The organism is Actinopolyspora sp. BKK2 (genome assembly GCF_011291845.1).
Lineage (GTDB): Bacteria > Actinomycetota > Actinomycetes > Mycobacteriales > Pseudonocardiaceae > Actinopolyspora > Actinopolyspora saharensis.
On record NZ_JAANTE010000002.1, the window covers coordinates 614,849 to 629,640 of the forward strand.

Genomic DNA, 14,792 nt, shown 5'->3' on the forward strand with positions numbered 1-14,792 from the left:
ATGGCACGTCTGTTGTACCGACTGGGAGCCGGTGCCCATCGGCACCGGTTACTCGTCGTCCTGGTGTGGCTGGTGGCCCTCGCCGGAGCGGGCGTGGGAGCGGCGACGCTGTCCGGACCCACCTCGGACAGCTTCTCCATCCCCGGCCAGGAATCCACCATCGCCCAGGACAAGCTGCAGGAGGAGTTCGACTCGGGCGGCGGGGTCACCGCCAAGGTCGTGCTGCGGGCCCCGGACGGGCAGCAGCTGACCAGCCCGGCCAACGTCGCCGAGATCAAGAGCCTGGTTTCCGAGCTGTCCGAGCAGCCCGGGGTGACCACGGCCAGCAACCCGTTGAACCCGAACTCGCCGACGATCAGCCCCGATCGGACCACGGCGTACAGCACGGTCACCTACGACGCCGCCATGGGCGAGGTCACCAGTGAACAGCGCGAGGCGCTGCTGGACACCGTCGACCAGGCGGACCAGGGACCGTTCACCGTCGAAGTGAGCGGCCAGGCCGTCATGGCCACACCCTCGGTCGGCGGCCCCGCGGAGGCGATCGGCGTCATCGCCGCCCTGGTGATCCTCGCGCTGACCTACGGTTCGCTGGTGACCGCGGGGATGAACCTGGTCACCGCAGGAGTGGGCGTCGGAATCGGTGCGCTGGGCATCAGCATCGCCACCGGTTTCATGGAGCTGCAGTCCACCACCTCCATCCTGGCAACGATGCTGGGCCTGGCGGTCGGCATCGACTACGCCCTGTTCATCATCAACCGGCACCGGCAGGAACTGCGGCGCGGCACGGACCTCCGCACCTCCGTGGCCACCGCGGTGGGCACCGCGGGCTCGGCGGTGCTCACGGCAGGCATCACCGTGTTCATCGCCCTGGCCGGGCTGTCGGTGGTGGGAATCCCCTTCCTCACCCAGATGGGGCTGGCGGCGGCGGCGACCATCGTCGTGGCCGTGCTCGTGGCCCTGACCCTGGTGCCTGCCGTGCTCGGCTACCTCGGTCACCGCGTGCTGCCCCGCAAGCAGCGCACCGCCCCGGCAGTCGCTGCCGAGTCCGCGAACGAGGCCACGGCCGAGTCCGCGAGCACCGACGCGAGCGAATCCGCGAACGATCGGAGCTTCCACCAGAAGTGGATCAACGCGGTCACCCGCGGTCGCGTGCCCGCGCTGCTGATCTCGCTCGTGGCGCTCGGCGTCGTGGCGATCCCGGCCGCCTCCATGCAGACCACCCTGGTCCAAACCCCCTCCGAGGGCACCACGCAGGCCAGGGCGCAGCAGATGCTGGCCGACAGCTTCGGCCCGGGCGTCAACGGTCCCCTCGTGGCCTTCTTCGAGGGCGACGGCGCACCGCGAACCGCGCAGCAGGCCAGCGGTGCGATCTCCGGGCTCGACGACGTCGCCACCGTCACGCCCCCGGTGCCGAACGCGAGCGGTGATGCCGCCATGCTCACCGTGATCCCGGAGTCCGGCCCCTCCACCCAGGAGACCGAACAGCTCGTGGGGGACCTGCGCGACCAGCTGGCCGACATCGGCGGAGCCGACAGCTACGTGACCGGAACCACCGCCGTCAGCGTCGACGTGGCCCAGGCCCTGGACCAGGCCCTGCCGATCTACCTGGTGCTGGTCGTGGGGTTGGCGCTGATCCTGCTGGTGCTGGTGTTCCGCTCCGTCCTGGTTCCGCTGGTCGGGGTGCTCGGCTTCCTGCTGACCCTGGGGGCCGCGCTCGGCGCGACCGTGGCGGTGTTCCAGTGGGGCTGGCTGAGCAACGTGGTCAACCTGGACGACACCGGGCCGCTGATCAGCCTCACCCCGATCCTGATGATCGGCATCCTGTTCGGGCTGGCGATGGACTACCAGATCTTCCTGGTGTCCCGGATGCACGAGGCCTACCACAAGGGCCACGCCCCGCGCGGGGCGATCGTGAACGGCTTCCGGCAGGCGGCTCCGGTCGTGGTCGCCGCGGCGCTGATCATGTTCTCGGTGTTCGCCGGTTTCGTCCCGGCTGGCAACGCCACCATCAAGTCGATCGCCTTCGCCCTGGCGGTCGGCATCCTGGTGGACGCCTTCGTGGTCCGCATGGTCCTCATGCCCGCGGCGCTGGCGCTGCTCGGAAGGGCGGCGTGGTGGCTGCCCGGTTGGCTGCGGTGGCTGCCCGCCCTCGATGTGGAGGGATCCGCGCTCGCCGAGGTCGACGATGCGGGCGGCGAGACCGGCTCCGATGAGCGGAAGCGGGCCGAGATCGGCTCGTGACCCTCGGATCTCCATCCGCGAGTGAATCGGTGGCCCGGTGCCGAAGCATCCCTTCGGTGCCGGGCCACCTTGCTCGCGTGGTCTTCGCAGTTTTGCCTGTGACCGGCGGTTCTCCACACCGGCTGGAACCATCCACAGGGGGAGGGCAACACCGGGCAGCGCCGGCCCCGCGGCCGGAAACCACGAGACCACCGGCCCCGCGGAGGAACTGGTCAGGATCTCTCAGGGCGGATCGGGCGAGGATGAGTAGTTTCGCTCTGCGCGGTCCGGGGCGGTCGCTGGTGCAGTTCCGGGGATGAACAATCACGACGTCGCCGACGACGACCCGGAAAGACGCGGAACCCCCGCGCCGGGAGCGGTGGGCACCGCGGCGCTGCTGGGGTTCAATCTCGTACTGCTCGTTCGGGCGCTGCGCCGGATCACCCGGCAGGACGTCTTCGAGGTGGTGGCCGCGTCGGAGCAGCCAGGTGCGGGCGAGGTGCTCCTCAGGATCCTGCTCTACTGCTTCGCAGGCGCCGTAGTGGTGGGACACCTGTGGTTCACGGCTCGCGCGCTGAGGCTGTGCGGCTTCAGCAGGCCGGGGCCGACGTTGCTGGTGAGCATCGGTGCTTCCGCGGTGCTGATTCCGCTCTCCGGGGTGCTGCTGCGCTCGCCGGTGGGGCCGAACCCGGTCACGCTGGCGGAGGTGCCGGTGTATCCGCTGGTGGCCGCCGCGGGGCACGCGCTGGTGGCGCGGTTCGCACCGCGCGTTTCCGAGGCCCCGCGGCCACCCCTGCGCGCTTCCTGGGCAGCGGTGGTGAGCGCCGTGATGCTGGGGGTCAACTTCGTGCTGGTGGCCTGGACGGTGCTGAGGTTCGGAGGACTCGCCGTGCTCGGCATGGCGATGTCTCCGCAGCAGGAGTCCTGGGGCCTCGTGGTCTCCCTCTACTGCGTCCTCGCCGCCGTCCTGGTGGTGCAGGCGTGGTTCCTGGGGCGAATGATGCGGCTGAGCGGGATCACCAGGCCCGTGCCGATGCTGCTGCTGGCGGTCGGTGTCTCGGCCGCGCTGGGGGTTCTCGCCGGCATGGCGCTGTGGGCGCTGTGGGAGCAGTGGGAGGTGCTCGTCCCGCACGCGGTCGCCGTCGCCCTGTTCGCGCTGCTGGCCGCCGCTGGGTTCGGTGCGACGGCGTGGTTGGCGCGGCGGACCAGGGTGCTGGCAGCGCTCGCCGTCGTGGCGCCGGTGGTCGTCCTCGGTGGGGCGTTCGCCCTGGCGGCGCTCCGTTCGGGGGCCCTGGCCGGCTGACCCTCCCGCGCGGTTTTCCCGCTCGCCGGACCTCTCCGCAGGAGGAGGGCCCCGGCGAGTGGCGGACCGCCGCGGTTCCGCCCACGACCGGCGGCGCCGGGGGAGCCGAGCGCTACAGCTGCCGCAGCGCCGCGCGGATCTCCTCCGGAACGGGGACGGTGATGCGCGTTTCGCGGTCCACGTAGACGTGCACGAACCTGCCCAGCGAAGCGGGCTGCTCACTGCCGTTGCCGAACACGGCGAGCCCGTAGGTGACGCTGGAGTTGCCCAGCCTGCGCAGACCGATGCCGACCTCGATCTCGTCGGGAAAGCTCACTTCGGACAGGTAGCGGCAGCCGGTCTCGGCGACCACGCCGATCGCGGGGAGCCTGCGGATGTCGGTGCCCGTGGCCCGCATCAGCCAGCCGTTCACGGCGGTGTCGAACCACGAGTAGTGGGTCACGTTGTTGACGTGACCGTAGTCGTCGTTGTCGGACCAGCGGGTGGTTATCGGCCACAGCACACCGAAATCGCTGCGCTTGGGCGGAGGATCGGCAAAGTCGGACACGTGGGGAGCCTAACGTGCCCGTCAGTGCCCACCCCCGTGTCAAGGATGATCGTCACGGCCGGTAAGATGTTTCGTGTTCGGCGGCAGCCGGACGGGCGCGATTAGCTCAGCGGGAGAGCGCTACCTTGACACGGTAGAGGTCGCTGGTTCGATCCCAGCATCGCGCACTCACTCCACTTCGAAGTCCGATCCCGGATCGCTCCGGGATTTCGCATCCCCAGAAGGTCGGCGCTTCGCGCCGGAACGCCGCTCAGGGGTGCATCCGGGATCGCCCGAGCGCCTTGTCCACGGCGTTGCGCGGTCCGTGCAGGGCCACTCCGACCAGGTCGAGCTTCTCCCGCGGAACCGCCCGAACCGCCGCGCGGTTGTCCTGGTCGTTGCCGGTGGCGAACAGCTCCGAGGTGAACACCGCCACGGGCATGCCCCGCTCGACGGCGCGGGAGTGCGCTCGGGTGATGGTTTCCGCCGCGCCCTCGAAGACCAGCACCGGTTGCCGGAACATCGACAGGTACTCGTTCTCGTCGGCGTCCCGGTAGGGTTCGCCGATCACCTCCGGCAGTCGCGTTCCGAAGCCGCTCACCAGGAACGCCGTGACGTTCAGCCGCTGCCAGGTCGCCAGGTCGTCGCGCAGCAGCACGGCGATCTTCGTGTTGAACCGTACGGGGGAATCCTCTCGCGTCATGGGGGAATCGTCGCCGGTGCCCCGCGGGCGGGTCTTGTACGTTCTTTGCATGGTCACCAGCTCGGGCGTGGCGGCGTGGCGTCCCCCGGTGGGCGGGATCGCGGAGGTCTATCACGCTCACCTGGTCGAGCACTCCTATCCCATGCACGCCCACGACTCGTGGACGCTGCTGCTGGTGGACGACGGGACGGTGCGGTACGACCTGCACCGCCACGAGCACGGCGCGCTGGGGAGCCTGGTCACCCTGCTGCCGCCGCACGTCCCGCATAACGGCACCCCGATGACCCCGCAGGGCCTCAGGAAACGGGTGCTCTACCTGGACTCGACCCGGTTCGGCGAGGATCTCGTCGGCGCGGCGGTGGACGATCCCACGATCGACGACCCGCTGCTGCGGCACCGCATCCACCAGCTGCACGACTCGCTGCTTCCGCCCGGCGAACCCCTGGAGGCCGAGAGCAGGCTGGCCTTCGTCACCGAGCGGCTGCGCCTGCACCTGACCGGTCGCCCGGGGACGGCGGAACCGGTCGATCGCGCGAAGCTCGCCGTGCGACTGCGCGAGCTGTTGGACGAGCACCTTGTCGACGGGCTCACGCTCCGGGAGGCGGCGGACGTGCTGCACGCGCACCCCACTCATCTGGTCCGGGCCTTCAGCGGCGAGTTCGCCACTCCGCCGCACCAGTACCTGACCGGCCGCAGGGTCGATCTGGCCCGGCGGCTGCTGCTGGGCGGGATGGCTCCCCGGTTCGCCGCCACGGCGGCGGGGTTCTACGACCAGGCCCATTTGACCAGGCATTTCAAGCGGGTCCTCGGCACGAGTCCCGCGCGGTTCGCCCGCGGCTGAGCGCGGCAGCCCCGCGTGGGCACGCGGGTTCCACCTGGGTGCCTCCCACCCGGCGCCTCCACCCGGGGCCACGCCTCGTCGAGCGGAGCCCGAGCTCCTCGGCGAGCTCGGTCGGGGGCAGCGCACCGGGACAGTTTTCAATCAACTGCTTGACTGGATTCAATCAGCTGATTAAATTAGCTGATTGAAAGATGTCGCCGGGTCACGAGCCGGGGCGGAGCCGGACGCTGGTCGGAGTCCGCCGCAGCGAGCTCGGGGACGAGGTGTGCGACGGCGGTGAGGTGATGTCCGTGGCGAGCAGGACGGCGCGGGACGAGCGCGGCGCGGCAACTCGGGAGTCGATCCTGAGAGCGGCGGAGCGCCTGTTCGCCGAGAACGGGATGTACGTGGTCTCCAACCGCCGGATCAGCGAGGAGCTCGGTCTCGGCAACAGCGCCGCGGTCACCTACCACTTCGGCACGAGGACGGAGCTGGTGCGCGCGATCGTGCGGGGGCACGGCGAGCGGATGGAGCACCTGCGCGCGAGCATGGTGGCCACCCCGGGCGACTCCGCGAGCCTGCGCTACTGGGTCGCCTGCCTGGTGCGCCCGATGACCGAGCACCTGGCGGAGTCGGGCGGCCCGACGTGGTACGCGCGGTTCGCCGCGCAGATCGCGGCCGACCCGACGCTCCACGAGATCGCGCACGAGGACTCGCTGAGCTCCCCCTCGCTGTGGTTCGCCCTGGACGGGCTGAACCGGTGCCTGCCCGAGTTGCCGGAGAACGTGCGCACCGAGCGCTGGAACATGGGCCGGCACCTGACCACGCACATGTGCGTCGAGCGCGAACGCGCCATCGCCGAGGGAACGCCCACGCTGCACGCGGACTGGGAGAGCTTCGCCAACGGCCTGATCGACGCCGTCGTCGGGTTGTGGCTGGCCCCGGTGACCCACCACTAGTGAGCGAGAACCGCCGCACGCTGCCCGAACGGGCCCGGCTCGGAGGCAGGCGCAGCCTGTCGAGCGCCGCGGCGGGACCGCAGCGAGCCCCGAACGAGAAGGACTGAACGCATGACCAACGAGGACCGGTCACCCGCGGCGGATCCGCTGGACCCCGTCAGACTCGGCTTCGACCCTGAGGAAGTGCGCGCCCGCTACCGGGCCGAGCGCGACCGGCGGATCCGCCCGGACGGATCGAACCAGTACCTTGCGCCCACGGGCGACTTCGGCTACTACGCCGTGGACCCCTACGTCGACGCCGAACCCGACCGCGCACCGCTGGAGGACGACGTGGAGGTGCTGATCGTCGGGGCGGGCTTCGGGGGACTGCTCGCGGGAGCGCGGCTGCGGCAGTCCGGATTCGACTCGATCCGGATGGTGGAGAAGGCCGGCGACGTCGGCGGAACCTGGTACTGGAATCGCTACCCGGGTGTGCGCTGCGACATCGAGTCCTACATCTACCTGCCCCTGCTGGAGGAGCTCGGCTACGTGCCGAGCGAGAAGTACGCGCGCGGCGAGGAGATCCGCCAGTACACCAGGAGCATCGCCCAGCACTTCGACCTCTACCGCGACGCGTGCTTCCGGACGGAGGTGACCAGCGCGAGCTGGGACGAGTCGCTGCGTCGCTGGAGGGTCACCACCGACCGCGGCGACAACATCACCGCGCGGTACGCGATCTTCTCCAGCGGCCCGTTCAGCAGGCCGAAGCTGCCGGGCATACCGGGCATCGACACCTTCCGCGGGCACACCTTCCACACCAGCCGCTGGGACTACTCCTACACCGGAGGGGACCAGACCGGCGGTATGCACGGACTCGCGGACAAGCGCGTCGCCGTGGTCGGCACCGGGGCCACGGGGATCCAGTGCGTGCCCGCCCTGGCCGAGGACGCGGCCCACCTGTACGTCTTCCAGCGCACTCCGTCCGTGGTGGACGAGCGCGCGAACCGGCCCACCGACCCCGAGTGGGCCGCCGGACTGACCGCGGGATGGCACGAGCGCAGGAGGAACAACTTCCTCGCCGTGCTCGGCGGCGACCGGGCCGAGCAGGACCGCGACATGGTGGCCGACCGGTGGAGCGACCTCGCCCTGCACTACCGGCAGGTCGCCGAGGAGGCGGGCAAGGAGGAGCTCACCGAGCAGGAGCACGAGCTCGTCCGGGAGATCGCCGACTTCAGGAAGATGAACCAGGTGCGCGAGCGGGTCAGCTCCCTCGTGGAGGACCCGGAGACCGCGCGGGCGCTGCAACCGTGGTACCGCTACGAGTGCAAGCGCCCGACCTTCAACGACGAGTACTACCCGGCCTTCAACCGCCCCGACGTGACGCTGGTCGACACCGGGGGACGCGGTGTCGAGCGCATCACCGAGCGCGGTCCGGTCAGCCACGGCGTCGAGTACGAGGTGGACTGCATCGTCTTCGCCACCGGGTTCCAGGTGGGTGGTTCCCACCCCGCCGCCTCCGGCCTGCCGCTGCACGGCCGGGACGGCGTGACGCTGCCCGAGCACTTCAGCGGCGGCATGCGCACGCTGCACGGGTTCACCAGCCACGGCTTCCCCAACCTGTTCTGCATGGGTCCCTCGCAGAACGGAGTGGCGCCCAACTTCACGCACGTGCTCGACGACCAGGCCACCCACATCGCCGCGATGATCACCGAGTCCGCCAAGCGCGGCGCGGCCTACGTGGAACCCACCGCCGCGGCGGAGCAGGCCTGGGTCGACGAGATGCGGCGAAAAGCCGGGGTCGACAGCGCGCTGGACGAGTGCACCCCGGGCTACTACAACAACGAGGGCCACTCCTCGGTCGTGCGCAGCTTCTACCGGCCGGACGAGCTCGAGTTCGCGGAGCTGCTGCGGCGGTGGCGCGCCGAGGACGGTTTCGCCGACGTGCTGGTGTACCCCGCGGAGAACCACGATTCGGATGGGAGCTGAGGCAGACGTGTCCTCGGACGGGCGGCACTCGAGTCGGAAACCGACCCGACTGAACGACCCGAGCCCGCTGCGCGGCGCGAACGGGATCGCCTTCGGCCCCGACGGCCTGCTGTACGTGGCCCAGTTCCTCCGCGGCGGGATCAGCGCGGTCGACACGACCTCCGGTGCGGTCGAGGACGTGGTGCCGCCGGGCGGTCCGATGCGGACTCCGGACGACCTCGTGTTCGACGCGCACGGGAACATGTACGTCACCGACGTGGTCCCCGGGCGGGTGTGGCGACGCACTCCGCGAGGGGAATGCGCGGTCGTCGCGGAGGATCTCCGGAACCCCAACGGCGTCGCCCGACTCGGCGAACGACTCTTCGTCAGCGAGATGCGCGCCGGTGGTGAACTGCTCGAGCTGTTCCCCGGCGGCGGGGAGCCGGTGCGGATCACCGGAGGGCTGAACTACGGCAACGCGCTGCAGTGCGGCCCCGACGGTTGGCTGTACTACCCGCACATGATGACCAACCAGGTCTGGAGGATCTCCCCGGACGGGGGAGAGCCGGAAGTCGTGACTGAGGACGTGGTCCTTCCGGTCGCCGTGCGCTTCGACCGCGCCGGACAGCTGCTGGTGCTGTCCTGCGGCCCGGAGGGAGCAGTCACGCGCGTCGACCCCGCCACGGGACGGACGTCGAGTTTCACCACCGGTGTCCCGGGGCTGGACAACGCGGCCTTCGACGCGGACAACCGCATGTTCGTGTCGAGCTTCGTCCAGGGCAGCATCACCTGCATCGGCGAGGACGGCCGGACCAGCACGGTCGTTCCGGGCGGACTGAACGGTCCGTTCGGGGTCACGGCCGATCGCAGGGGGAAGGTTTACCTCGCCGATCACTTCAGCCTGGGGACTCTCACCGACTCGGGGGAGGTGGCCCCGGTCGCGGTGGTCACCGGAGACCTCCCCTCCGTGGTGCGGAACGTGGTCGCCACCGGTGACCTCCTCCAGCTCGTCACGGCGACCGGCGAGCTTCACGCCTACGACCCCGGGGACGGGTCCTCCAGGAGGCGGGCCCGCGGACTCGGCGCGCCCACCGGAATCGCCGCCGATTCGGGAGGACGCGTCGTGCTCGCGATCCCGGAGACGGGACGGGTCCTGGCCGTCGACGAGGCGGACGAGGTCACGGAGCTCGCCGCCGGACTGAAGCACCCGGTCGGCGTGGCGCTGGACGGTGACGGGAACTGCTACGTCGGCGAGGAGCACACCGGGCGGGTCCTGCGCCTGGCGGACGAACCAGTGGTCGTGGCCGAAGGATTCGGAAGGCCGCAGGGCATCGCCGTCAGCGGGGGAGCGCTGTTCGTGCTCGAGGTCGAGCGCGGGCGCTTGGTCCGGTGCTGCCTCGCCACCGGAGCGAGCAGGACGGCACACGAGTTGGACGTCGGGAGCTCGTCCGTTGTGGACAGTGCCGAGTCGGGCGGGCGGCCCGCCGCGAGCGACCGGCCGCGTCCGTTCGCCGATCTGGCCGTTGCCCCGGACGGGTCTCTCCTCATCGCGACCGACGGGCTGGTCGGGGTGCTGCGACCGAGCCCGTGATCCCGGATCGCGGCGGGGGAGAACGGTGGGGCGGTGGCCGGGGAGTTTCACCGCCGGGAATTTTCATCGCCGGGGAGTTTCACCGACGAGGAAGGTGATCATGAACGAGGAAGTGCTGGCCGTGATCGGCAGCGGAGGAATGGGGCGGGCCGTGGCGCGCCGCATGGGAAGCGGCAGACGTGTGCTGCTCGCGGACCTCGACGAGAACGCGTTGGAGTCGGCAGCCGAGTCGCTGCGCTCGGACGGACACGACGTGACCGCGCGCGGGGTGGACGTCTCCTCGCACGAGTCGGTCGCCGAACTGGCCCGTGCTGCCGCCGAGTTGGGACCGGTCACCCGGCTGGCTCACACCGCGGGGCTCTCCCCGGCGCAGTCCTCGGCGGAGCCGATCCTGCGGGTGAACCTGCTCGGAGCGGCACTGGTGCTCGAGGCGTTCGAGAGCGTGATCGCCCCGGGCGGTTCGGCCGTCGTCGTTTCCAGCATGGCCGGGCACATGGAGACGTCCCTCGACGAGCAGCAGGAGCAGGCGCTGGCCAGCACTCCGGCCGAGGAGTTGCTCCGTCTCCCCTGCGCCGCGCCGGAAGTGGTGACCGAGCCCGGCCGCGCCTACGGGCTCGCCAAGCGCGCCAACCAGCTCAGGGTGCAACGGGCCAGCGTGTCCTGGGGTGGCCGGGGCGCTCGGGTCAACTCGATCAGCCCCGGGGTCATCTCGACACCCATGGTGCAGCAGGAACTGGACTCGGAGCAGCGCGGTGCGGTGCGCGCGATGCTCGACGCCTCCGCCGCCGGGCGGCTCGGAACGTCCGAGGACGTGGCCGCGGCGGCCGATTTCCTGCTCGGTCCGCAAGCGAGCTTCGTCACCGGCACCGACCTCCTCGTCGACGGCGGTGTCGTGGCCGCCGTTCGTTCCGGACTGCTGAACGGCTCCGACCCGGGGTGATCATCGAGGCTGTTCCGCCCGGGGCCCGAAGGTGGTCGATCGGCGGGTTCCCGGGCGGTGTGACGCGCTCTTCTCGCTCATTCGGCCGGGCGTGCCTTCGCTGGGTAGTCTTTCCCGGGACGCCGCCGGTGGCGGCGAACCGGGTTGGGAGCGGTGATGCGGCTGATCACTTGTGGACACGGCACGGCCTCTCGCGAGGAGTTCGCCCGCTCGCTGGACGAGGCCGGGGTCGCGGCAGTCGTGGACGTGCGCAGCGCACCGGGCAGCAGGCGCGACCCCGACTTCAACCGCTCGGAGCTCCGGAGCTGGTTGCCCGCGGCCGGGGTCGACTACCGCTGGGAGAAACGCCTCGGCGGGTTCCGCAAGTTGCCGGAGAACTCGCCGGACGTGGTCTGGGAGAACAGCTCGTTCCGCGCCTACGCGGCGCACATGCGCACCGAGCAGTTCCGCGCCGCGCTCGAGGAGCTGCTCGAGGAGGCGGCGCGGACCAGCACCGCGGTCATGTGCGCGGAGAGCGTGTGGTGGCGCTGCCACCGGCGCCTGATCGCCGATCACGTGATGCTGGCCCGCGGTGTCCAGGCCGCCCACCTCATGCCCGACGGCAGCCTGCGGGAGCACTCCCCGATGGGGGCGGCGCGGCTGCGCGCGGACGGTCTGCTGGTTTACGACGGGGACTGGCGGATGCCGTGAGCGACCGGTGCGGCGGAACGCGCGGGCTCCCGCCGCACCGGTTCGAACGGTTCCCCGCCGAAGTGGCGAGTCAGGCGCGCGCCGCGTAGCGGGCCTCGAAGGCGCGGAACGCCTTCTCCTGGCGCCACTGCAGCTCGGCCTTCGGGCTGGACTTCAACAGCTTCGCGCAGGCAGCGGGCAGGTTGCCCCTGCCCGGGGTGGCCACGGTGCACGCGGGCTTCATCCTGTGGGAGTCCGCATCTGCCCACAGGCTCTCTCCGGGGAGGAAGCCGTATTCCAGCGAGTTGCGCGCGCTGCTTTTGAGCTGCGAGTAACTGAGCCCGAAGTCGGCTGCCGCGCGCCGGTACTCGGCCGTGATGTTGCTGCGGGACACCCCGGGGTCGTCGGTGGACAGCGCCACCGGAACGTCGTGCTTCAGGTACGACGTCAGCGGGTGCTCCTGCGGCCCGCACACCCGGAGTATCTGGCAGTTGCTCGTCAGCGGGGCTTCCAGCGCGATGTCCCGTTCGGCCATGCTCCTGGCCAGCGCGCGCCAGTCGTCCTCGTGGCGCAGGTCGACACCGTGCCCGATGCGCTCGGCACCGGCGATGTTGACGGCCTGGTTGATGTGGTGGGTCAGCTCCTCGGGCTTGACCAGCCCCGGGACCAGTTCACCGGCGTGCAGCGTCACCGAGACCTCGGGGTAGTGCGCACTCAGGTACTCGATCATGCGCATGTGCAGCGTGTAGTCCCGCAGCGAGATCTCGGCGTCCTCGGGCTGGACCATGTTGAGCCCGACGAAGTGCGGATCGCTCTGGGCGAGCTCGAAGCCGAGCAGCAGCTGCGCGAAGACGTTGGCCGGCGGGTGTGCCCGGGACACCTGGTAGTCCAGCCGCACCTCCACCTCGCAACCGGGTCGGGCCGCCGGGGTCCCGCAGTTCAGCAGGTTCCGGTAGCGGGCGAAGTCCTGCGCGGTGTCGGTGCGCGCTGCGCGTTCGAGCTCGCCGAGACCGTTGCTCAGCAGCGCGTTCCGCAGCTTGCGGAAGTCGCCGGTGGTCTTCGGGGCGAAACCGACCCGTTCGGCGAGCTCGCCGAGCTCCGCGGACTGCTTGGACAGCAGGGTCTCGAGGTAGTACTGGTTCTGCTCGGCGAGGTCTCCGGCCACCTCGGCGAGCATGTCGCCGTCCCGCCCCTGGGTGGCCGCGCCGAACTTGCCGAAGGTGGCGAAGAAGTGGTCGTGGCCGGACTCGGCGCCGCCCGGTTCGAAGCCCTCCATGGACCAGGCCTCGATGACCTGCCTGCGGAACTCCGGATCGCTCACCGCGTCGGAGGCCGGGCGCTGGCCCGTGGTGCAGGGGCCGTTCGAGGCCGCCAGCGTCGCGGTGTCGATGCAGCGGCCGTCCTCGGCCGCGTAGCGGATCAGCGACTCAGTGGAGATGGCCCCGGACAGGTGGTTGTGCAGGTCCCCGCCCTTGGGCATCTGCCGGGCGAACTCGGTCAGCTGCTCGGGCTGGGAGCGGATCTCGTCCAGGTGCCGGTTCACCTGGCACTCGCGGTCCCACGGGGCGCAGCCCTGCTGCGGCTGTGCCTGCGCCTGCGCCGTCATCGCGGGCAGCGAGGTGGCGGTGACGAGTGCGGCCACCGCGATGCCGGCCGCCCTGCCGTGGTGGTGTCTGCCGCGGGAGAAGGGCCGGAAAAGTCGGCCGGTCGGGCTCATGCGTGTTCCTCCGGTGTGCTCGAAGGTCGGTGCGGGTCGGTGTTTCGCGACCATCCGAGTCGATCACCTTCGCGCACGATGATCCGACGCACCAGGAGGCGTGGAGATCTTCACCCACTCGGGTAGTCCCCTGGCGGGAGAGGGGGTGGGCGTGCGGCCGGGCCGCCCGGTGGGCATGGTTATGCTCGGGGCGTGCTGACTGTCTCGACGGTGAATGTGAACGGCCTGCGCGCCGCGGCCAAGAAGGGCTTCGTGGAGTGGATCGCCGCCACCGGAGCCGACGTGGTGTGCATGCAGGAGACGCGTGCCGAGTACGACCAGCTCTCGGACGCGGTGCGCGCCCCCGAGGGGTGGCACACCCTGCTCGCCCCGAGCTCGGACAAGGGACGCAGCGGAGTCGCCGTTTACAGTCGTTCGGCGCCGGTGAGCAGCAGGATCGGCTTCGGTTCCGCGGAGTTCGACACCAGCGGCCGGTACGCCGAGGTCGAGTTCGACGGCGTGATCATCGGCAGTCTCTACCTGCCCAGCGGGGAGGCGGGCACTCCGAAGCAGGACGAGAAGGAGCGCTTCATGGAGGAGTTCCTGCCGTACCTGCAGGAGCTCCGCGCCCGGGCCGAGCAGGCGGGCAAGGAGGTGCTGGTCTGCGGTGACTGGAACATCGCGCACCAGGAGATCGACCTGAAGAACTGGAAGAACAACCGCAAGTCGGCCGGTTTCCTGCCCGAGGAACGGACCTGGCTGAGCAGGGTGTTCGACGAGGCGGGCTACACCGATGTGGTCCGGGGCCTGTTCCCCGAGGGGCCGGGGCCGTACTCCTGGTGGTCCTACCGGGGGAAGGCCTTCGACAACGATTCCGGATGGCGGATCGACTACCACGTGGCCACCGGTGGGCTGGCCGGGCGCGCCACCGAGGCGGTGGTGGAGAAGGCGCCCTCCTACGACAAGCGGTGGAGCGACCACGCGCCGGTGACGGTCTCCTACGACTTCTGAGCTCGTCCGGGACGAGCATCCCTCGAAGGGGTGAGTGGACGGCGGCGTGCACGAGCTGATCGAGGAGAAGCGGCAGGAGATCGAGGAGTTGTGCTCGATGCTGTCGGTGCGTCGCCTCGATCTTTTCGGTTCGGCCGTCGACGGTTCCTTCGATGCCGTCTCCAGCGATGTCGACGTCCTCGTCGAGTTCGAAGCGGGACCGGATTTCGACCACTTCGGCGCGTACTTCGGCCTGAAGGAAGGACTCGAACGGATACTGGGCAGGCCGGTCGACGTGGTCAGTTCCTCCAGTCTGCGGAACCCGTACTTCCGGCAGCGTGTACTGGAGACCCGGGAAGAGTTGTACGCGGCCTGATCAGCGCTGATCCGTGCTGATCCGAACTGGGCGGCGGTGCCATGCCGGATGAGGA

Annotated in this window: 13 protein-coding genes and 1 tRNA gene; 11 read left to right on the plus strand and 3 right to left on the minus strand. The window is 70.4% G+C overall.

Annotation, left to right across the window (positions count from 1 at the left end):
* Together G9Q41_RS06665 and G9Q41_RS06670 are read left to right on the plus strand one after the other, a co-directional pair.
* Complete coding sequence (locus G9Q41_RS06665; protein ID WP_165631782.1) at positions 1–2,241, plus strand: MMPL family transporter; 2,241 nt, start codon at positions 1–3, stop codon at positions 2,239–2,241.
* 295 nt (positions 2,242–2,536) lie between these two features.
* On the plus strand, positions 2,537–3,523 hold the full coding sequence (locus G9Q41_RS06670; protein ID WP_165631781.1) for a hypothetical protein: 987 nt from the start codon (positions 2,537–2,539) through the stop codon (positions 3,521–3,523).
* Positions 3,524–3,635: 112 nt separating this feature from the next.
* On the opposite strand, the gene G9Q41_RS06675 is transcribed toward G9Q41_RS06670, so the two are convergent.
* On the minus strand, positions 3,636–4,070 hold the full coding sequence (locus tag G9Q41_RS06675) for a thioesterase family protein (RefSeq protein ID WP_092526329.1): 435 nt from the start codon (positions 4,068–4,070) through the stop codon (positions 3,636–3,638).
* Between the two features lie 95 nt (positions 4,071–4,165).
* Between G9Q41_RS06675 and G9Q41_RS06680 the strand changes: the two genes are divergently transcribed.
* Positions 4,166–4,237, plus strand: a tRNA-Val gene (locus tag G9Q41_RS06680).
* A gap of 83 nt (positions 4,238–4,320) precedes the next feature.
* Here G9Q41_RS06680 and G9Q41_RS06685 read toward each other — a convergent pair.
* The gene (locus tag G9Q41_RS06685) at positions 4,321–4,752 is read right to left on the minus strand and encodes a DUF2000 domain-containing protein (RefSeq protein ID WP_207630545.1); all 432 of its coding nucleotides are present in this window, start codon (positions 4,750–4,752) and stop codon (positions 4,321–4,323) included.
* 49 nt (positions 4,753–4,801) lie between these two features.
* Here G9Q41_RS06685 and G9Q41_RS06690 point away from each other — a divergent pair, with 49 nt between their 5' ends.
* From G9Q41_RS06690 to G9Q41_RS06715, 6 genes are all read left to right on the plus strand, one after another.
* Positions 4,802–5,593, plus strand: a complete 792-nt coding sequence (locus G9Q41_RS06690) for an AraC family transcriptional regulator (protein WP_165631780.1) — start codon at positions 4,802–4,804, stop codon at positions 5,591–5,593.
* Positions 5,594–5,784: 191 nt separating this feature from the next.
* Positions 5,785–6,531, plus strand: a complete 747-nt coding sequence (locus tag G9Q41_RS06695; RefSeq protein WP_207630544.1) for a TetR family transcriptional regulator — start codon at positions 5,785–5,787, stop codon at positions 6,529–6,531.
* Positions 6,532–6,642: 111 nt separating this feature from the next.
* Entirely contained in the window at positions 6,643–8,496 is a 1,854-nt protein-coding gene (locus tag G9Q41_RS06700; RefSeq protein ID WP_165631779.1) for an NAD(P)/FAD-dependent oxidoreductase, read from the plus strand.
* Positions 8,486–10,066 (plus strand): hypothetical protein, encoded by a 1,581-nt coding sequence (locus tag G9Q41_RS06705; RefSeq protein WP_165631778.1) that lies wholly within the window; start codon positions 8,486–8,488, stop codon positions 10,064–10,066. The genes G9Q41_RS06700 and G9Q41_RS06705 overlap by 11 nt, the downstream gene beginning before the upstream one ends.
* A 100-nt stretch (positions 10,067–10,166) precedes the next feature.
* Positions 10,167–11,006 carry an SDR family oxidoreductase gene (locus tag G9Q41_RS06710; RefSeq protein WP_092526347.1) on the plus strand — a complete coding sequence of 280 codons (840 nt, stop codon included), beginning with the start codon at positions 10,167–10,169 and terminating at the stop codon, positions 11,004–11,006.
* A 156-nt stretch (positions 11,007–11,162) separates the two neighbouring features.
* The gene (locus tag G9Q41_RS06715; protein WP_165631777.1) at positions 11,163–11,696 is read left to right on the plus strand and encodes a DUF488 domain-containing protein; all 534 of its coding nucleotides are present in this window, start codon (positions 11,163–11,165) and stop codon (positions 11,694–11,696) included.
* Between the two features lie 70 nt (positions 11,697–11,766).
* Here G9Q41_RS06715 and G9Q41_RS06720 read toward each other — a convergent pair whose 3' ends face one another.
* Positions 11,767–13,392: an adenosine deaminase gene (locus tag G9Q41_RS06720; RefSeq protein ID WP_165631776.1), complete on the minus strand. Its 1,626-nt coding sequence runs from the start codon at positions 13,390–13,392 to the stop codon at positions 11,767–11,769.
* Positions 13,393–13,584: 192 nt separating this feature from the next.
* On the opposite strand from G9Q41_RS06720, the gene G9Q41_RS06725 reads away from it, so the two are divergent.
* Entirely contained in the window at positions 13,585–14,382 is a 798-nt protein-coding gene (locus G9Q41_RS06725; protein WP_165631775.1) for an exodeoxyribonuclease III, read from the plus strand.
* Between the two features lie 46 nt (positions 14,383–14,428).
* On the plus strand, positions 14,429–14,737 hold the full coding sequence (locus G9Q41_RS06730) for a nucleotidyltransferase domain-containing protein (RefSeq protein ID WP_165631774.1): 309 nt from the start codon (positions 14,429–14,431) through the stop codon (positions 14,735–14,737).
* The last annotated feature ends 55 nt before the right edge of the window (positions 14,738–14,792 follow it).

What these genes read in the sequence shown, in the direction of transcription:
- G9Q41_RS06665 (WP_165631782.1), top strand. Translation starts at nt 1, where the DNA reads ATGGCACGTCTGTTGTACCGACTGGGAGCCGGTGCCCATCGGCACCGG.
- G9Q41_RS06670 (WP_165631781.1), top strand. Translation starts at nt 2,537, where the DNA reads ATGAACAATCACGACGTCGCCGACGACGACCCGGAAAGACGCGGAACC.
- G9Q41_RS06685 (WP_207630545.1), bottom strand. Translation starts at nt 4,752, where the DNA reads ATGACGCGAGAGGATTCCCCCGTACGGTTCAACACGAAGATCGCCGTG.
- G9Q41_RS06690 (WP_165631780.1), top strand. Translation starts at nt 4,802, where the DNA reads ATGGTCACCAGCTCGGGCGTGGCGGCGTGGCGTCCCCCGGTGGGCGGG.
- G9Q41_RS06695 (WP_207630544.1), top strand. Translation starts at nt 5,785, where the DNA reads ATGTCGCCGGGTCACGAGCCGGGGCGGAGCCGGACGCTGGTCGGAGTC.
- G9Q41_RS06700 (WP_165631779.1), top strand. Translation starts at nt 6,643, where the DNA reads ATGACCAACGAGGACCGGTCACCCGCGGCGGATCCGCTGGACCCCGTC.
- G9Q41_RS06705 (WP_165631778.1), top strand. Translation starts at nt 8,486, where the DNA reads ATGGGAGCTGAGGCAGACGTGTCCTCGGACGGGCGGCACTCGAGTCGG.
- G9Q41_RS06710 (WP_092526347.1), top strand. Translation starts at nt 10,167, where the DNA reads ATGAACGAGGAAGTGCTGGCCGTGATCGGCAGCGGAGGAATGGGGCGG.
- G9Q41_RS06715 (WP_165631777.1), top strand. Translation starts at nt 11,163, where the DNA reads ATGCGGCTGATCACTTGTGGACACGGCACGGCCTCTCGCGAGGAGTTC.
- G9Q41_RS06720 (WP_165631776.1), bottom strand. Translation starts at nt 13,392, where the DNA reads ATGAGCCCGACCGGCCGACTTTTCCGGCCCTTCTCCCGCGGCAGACAC.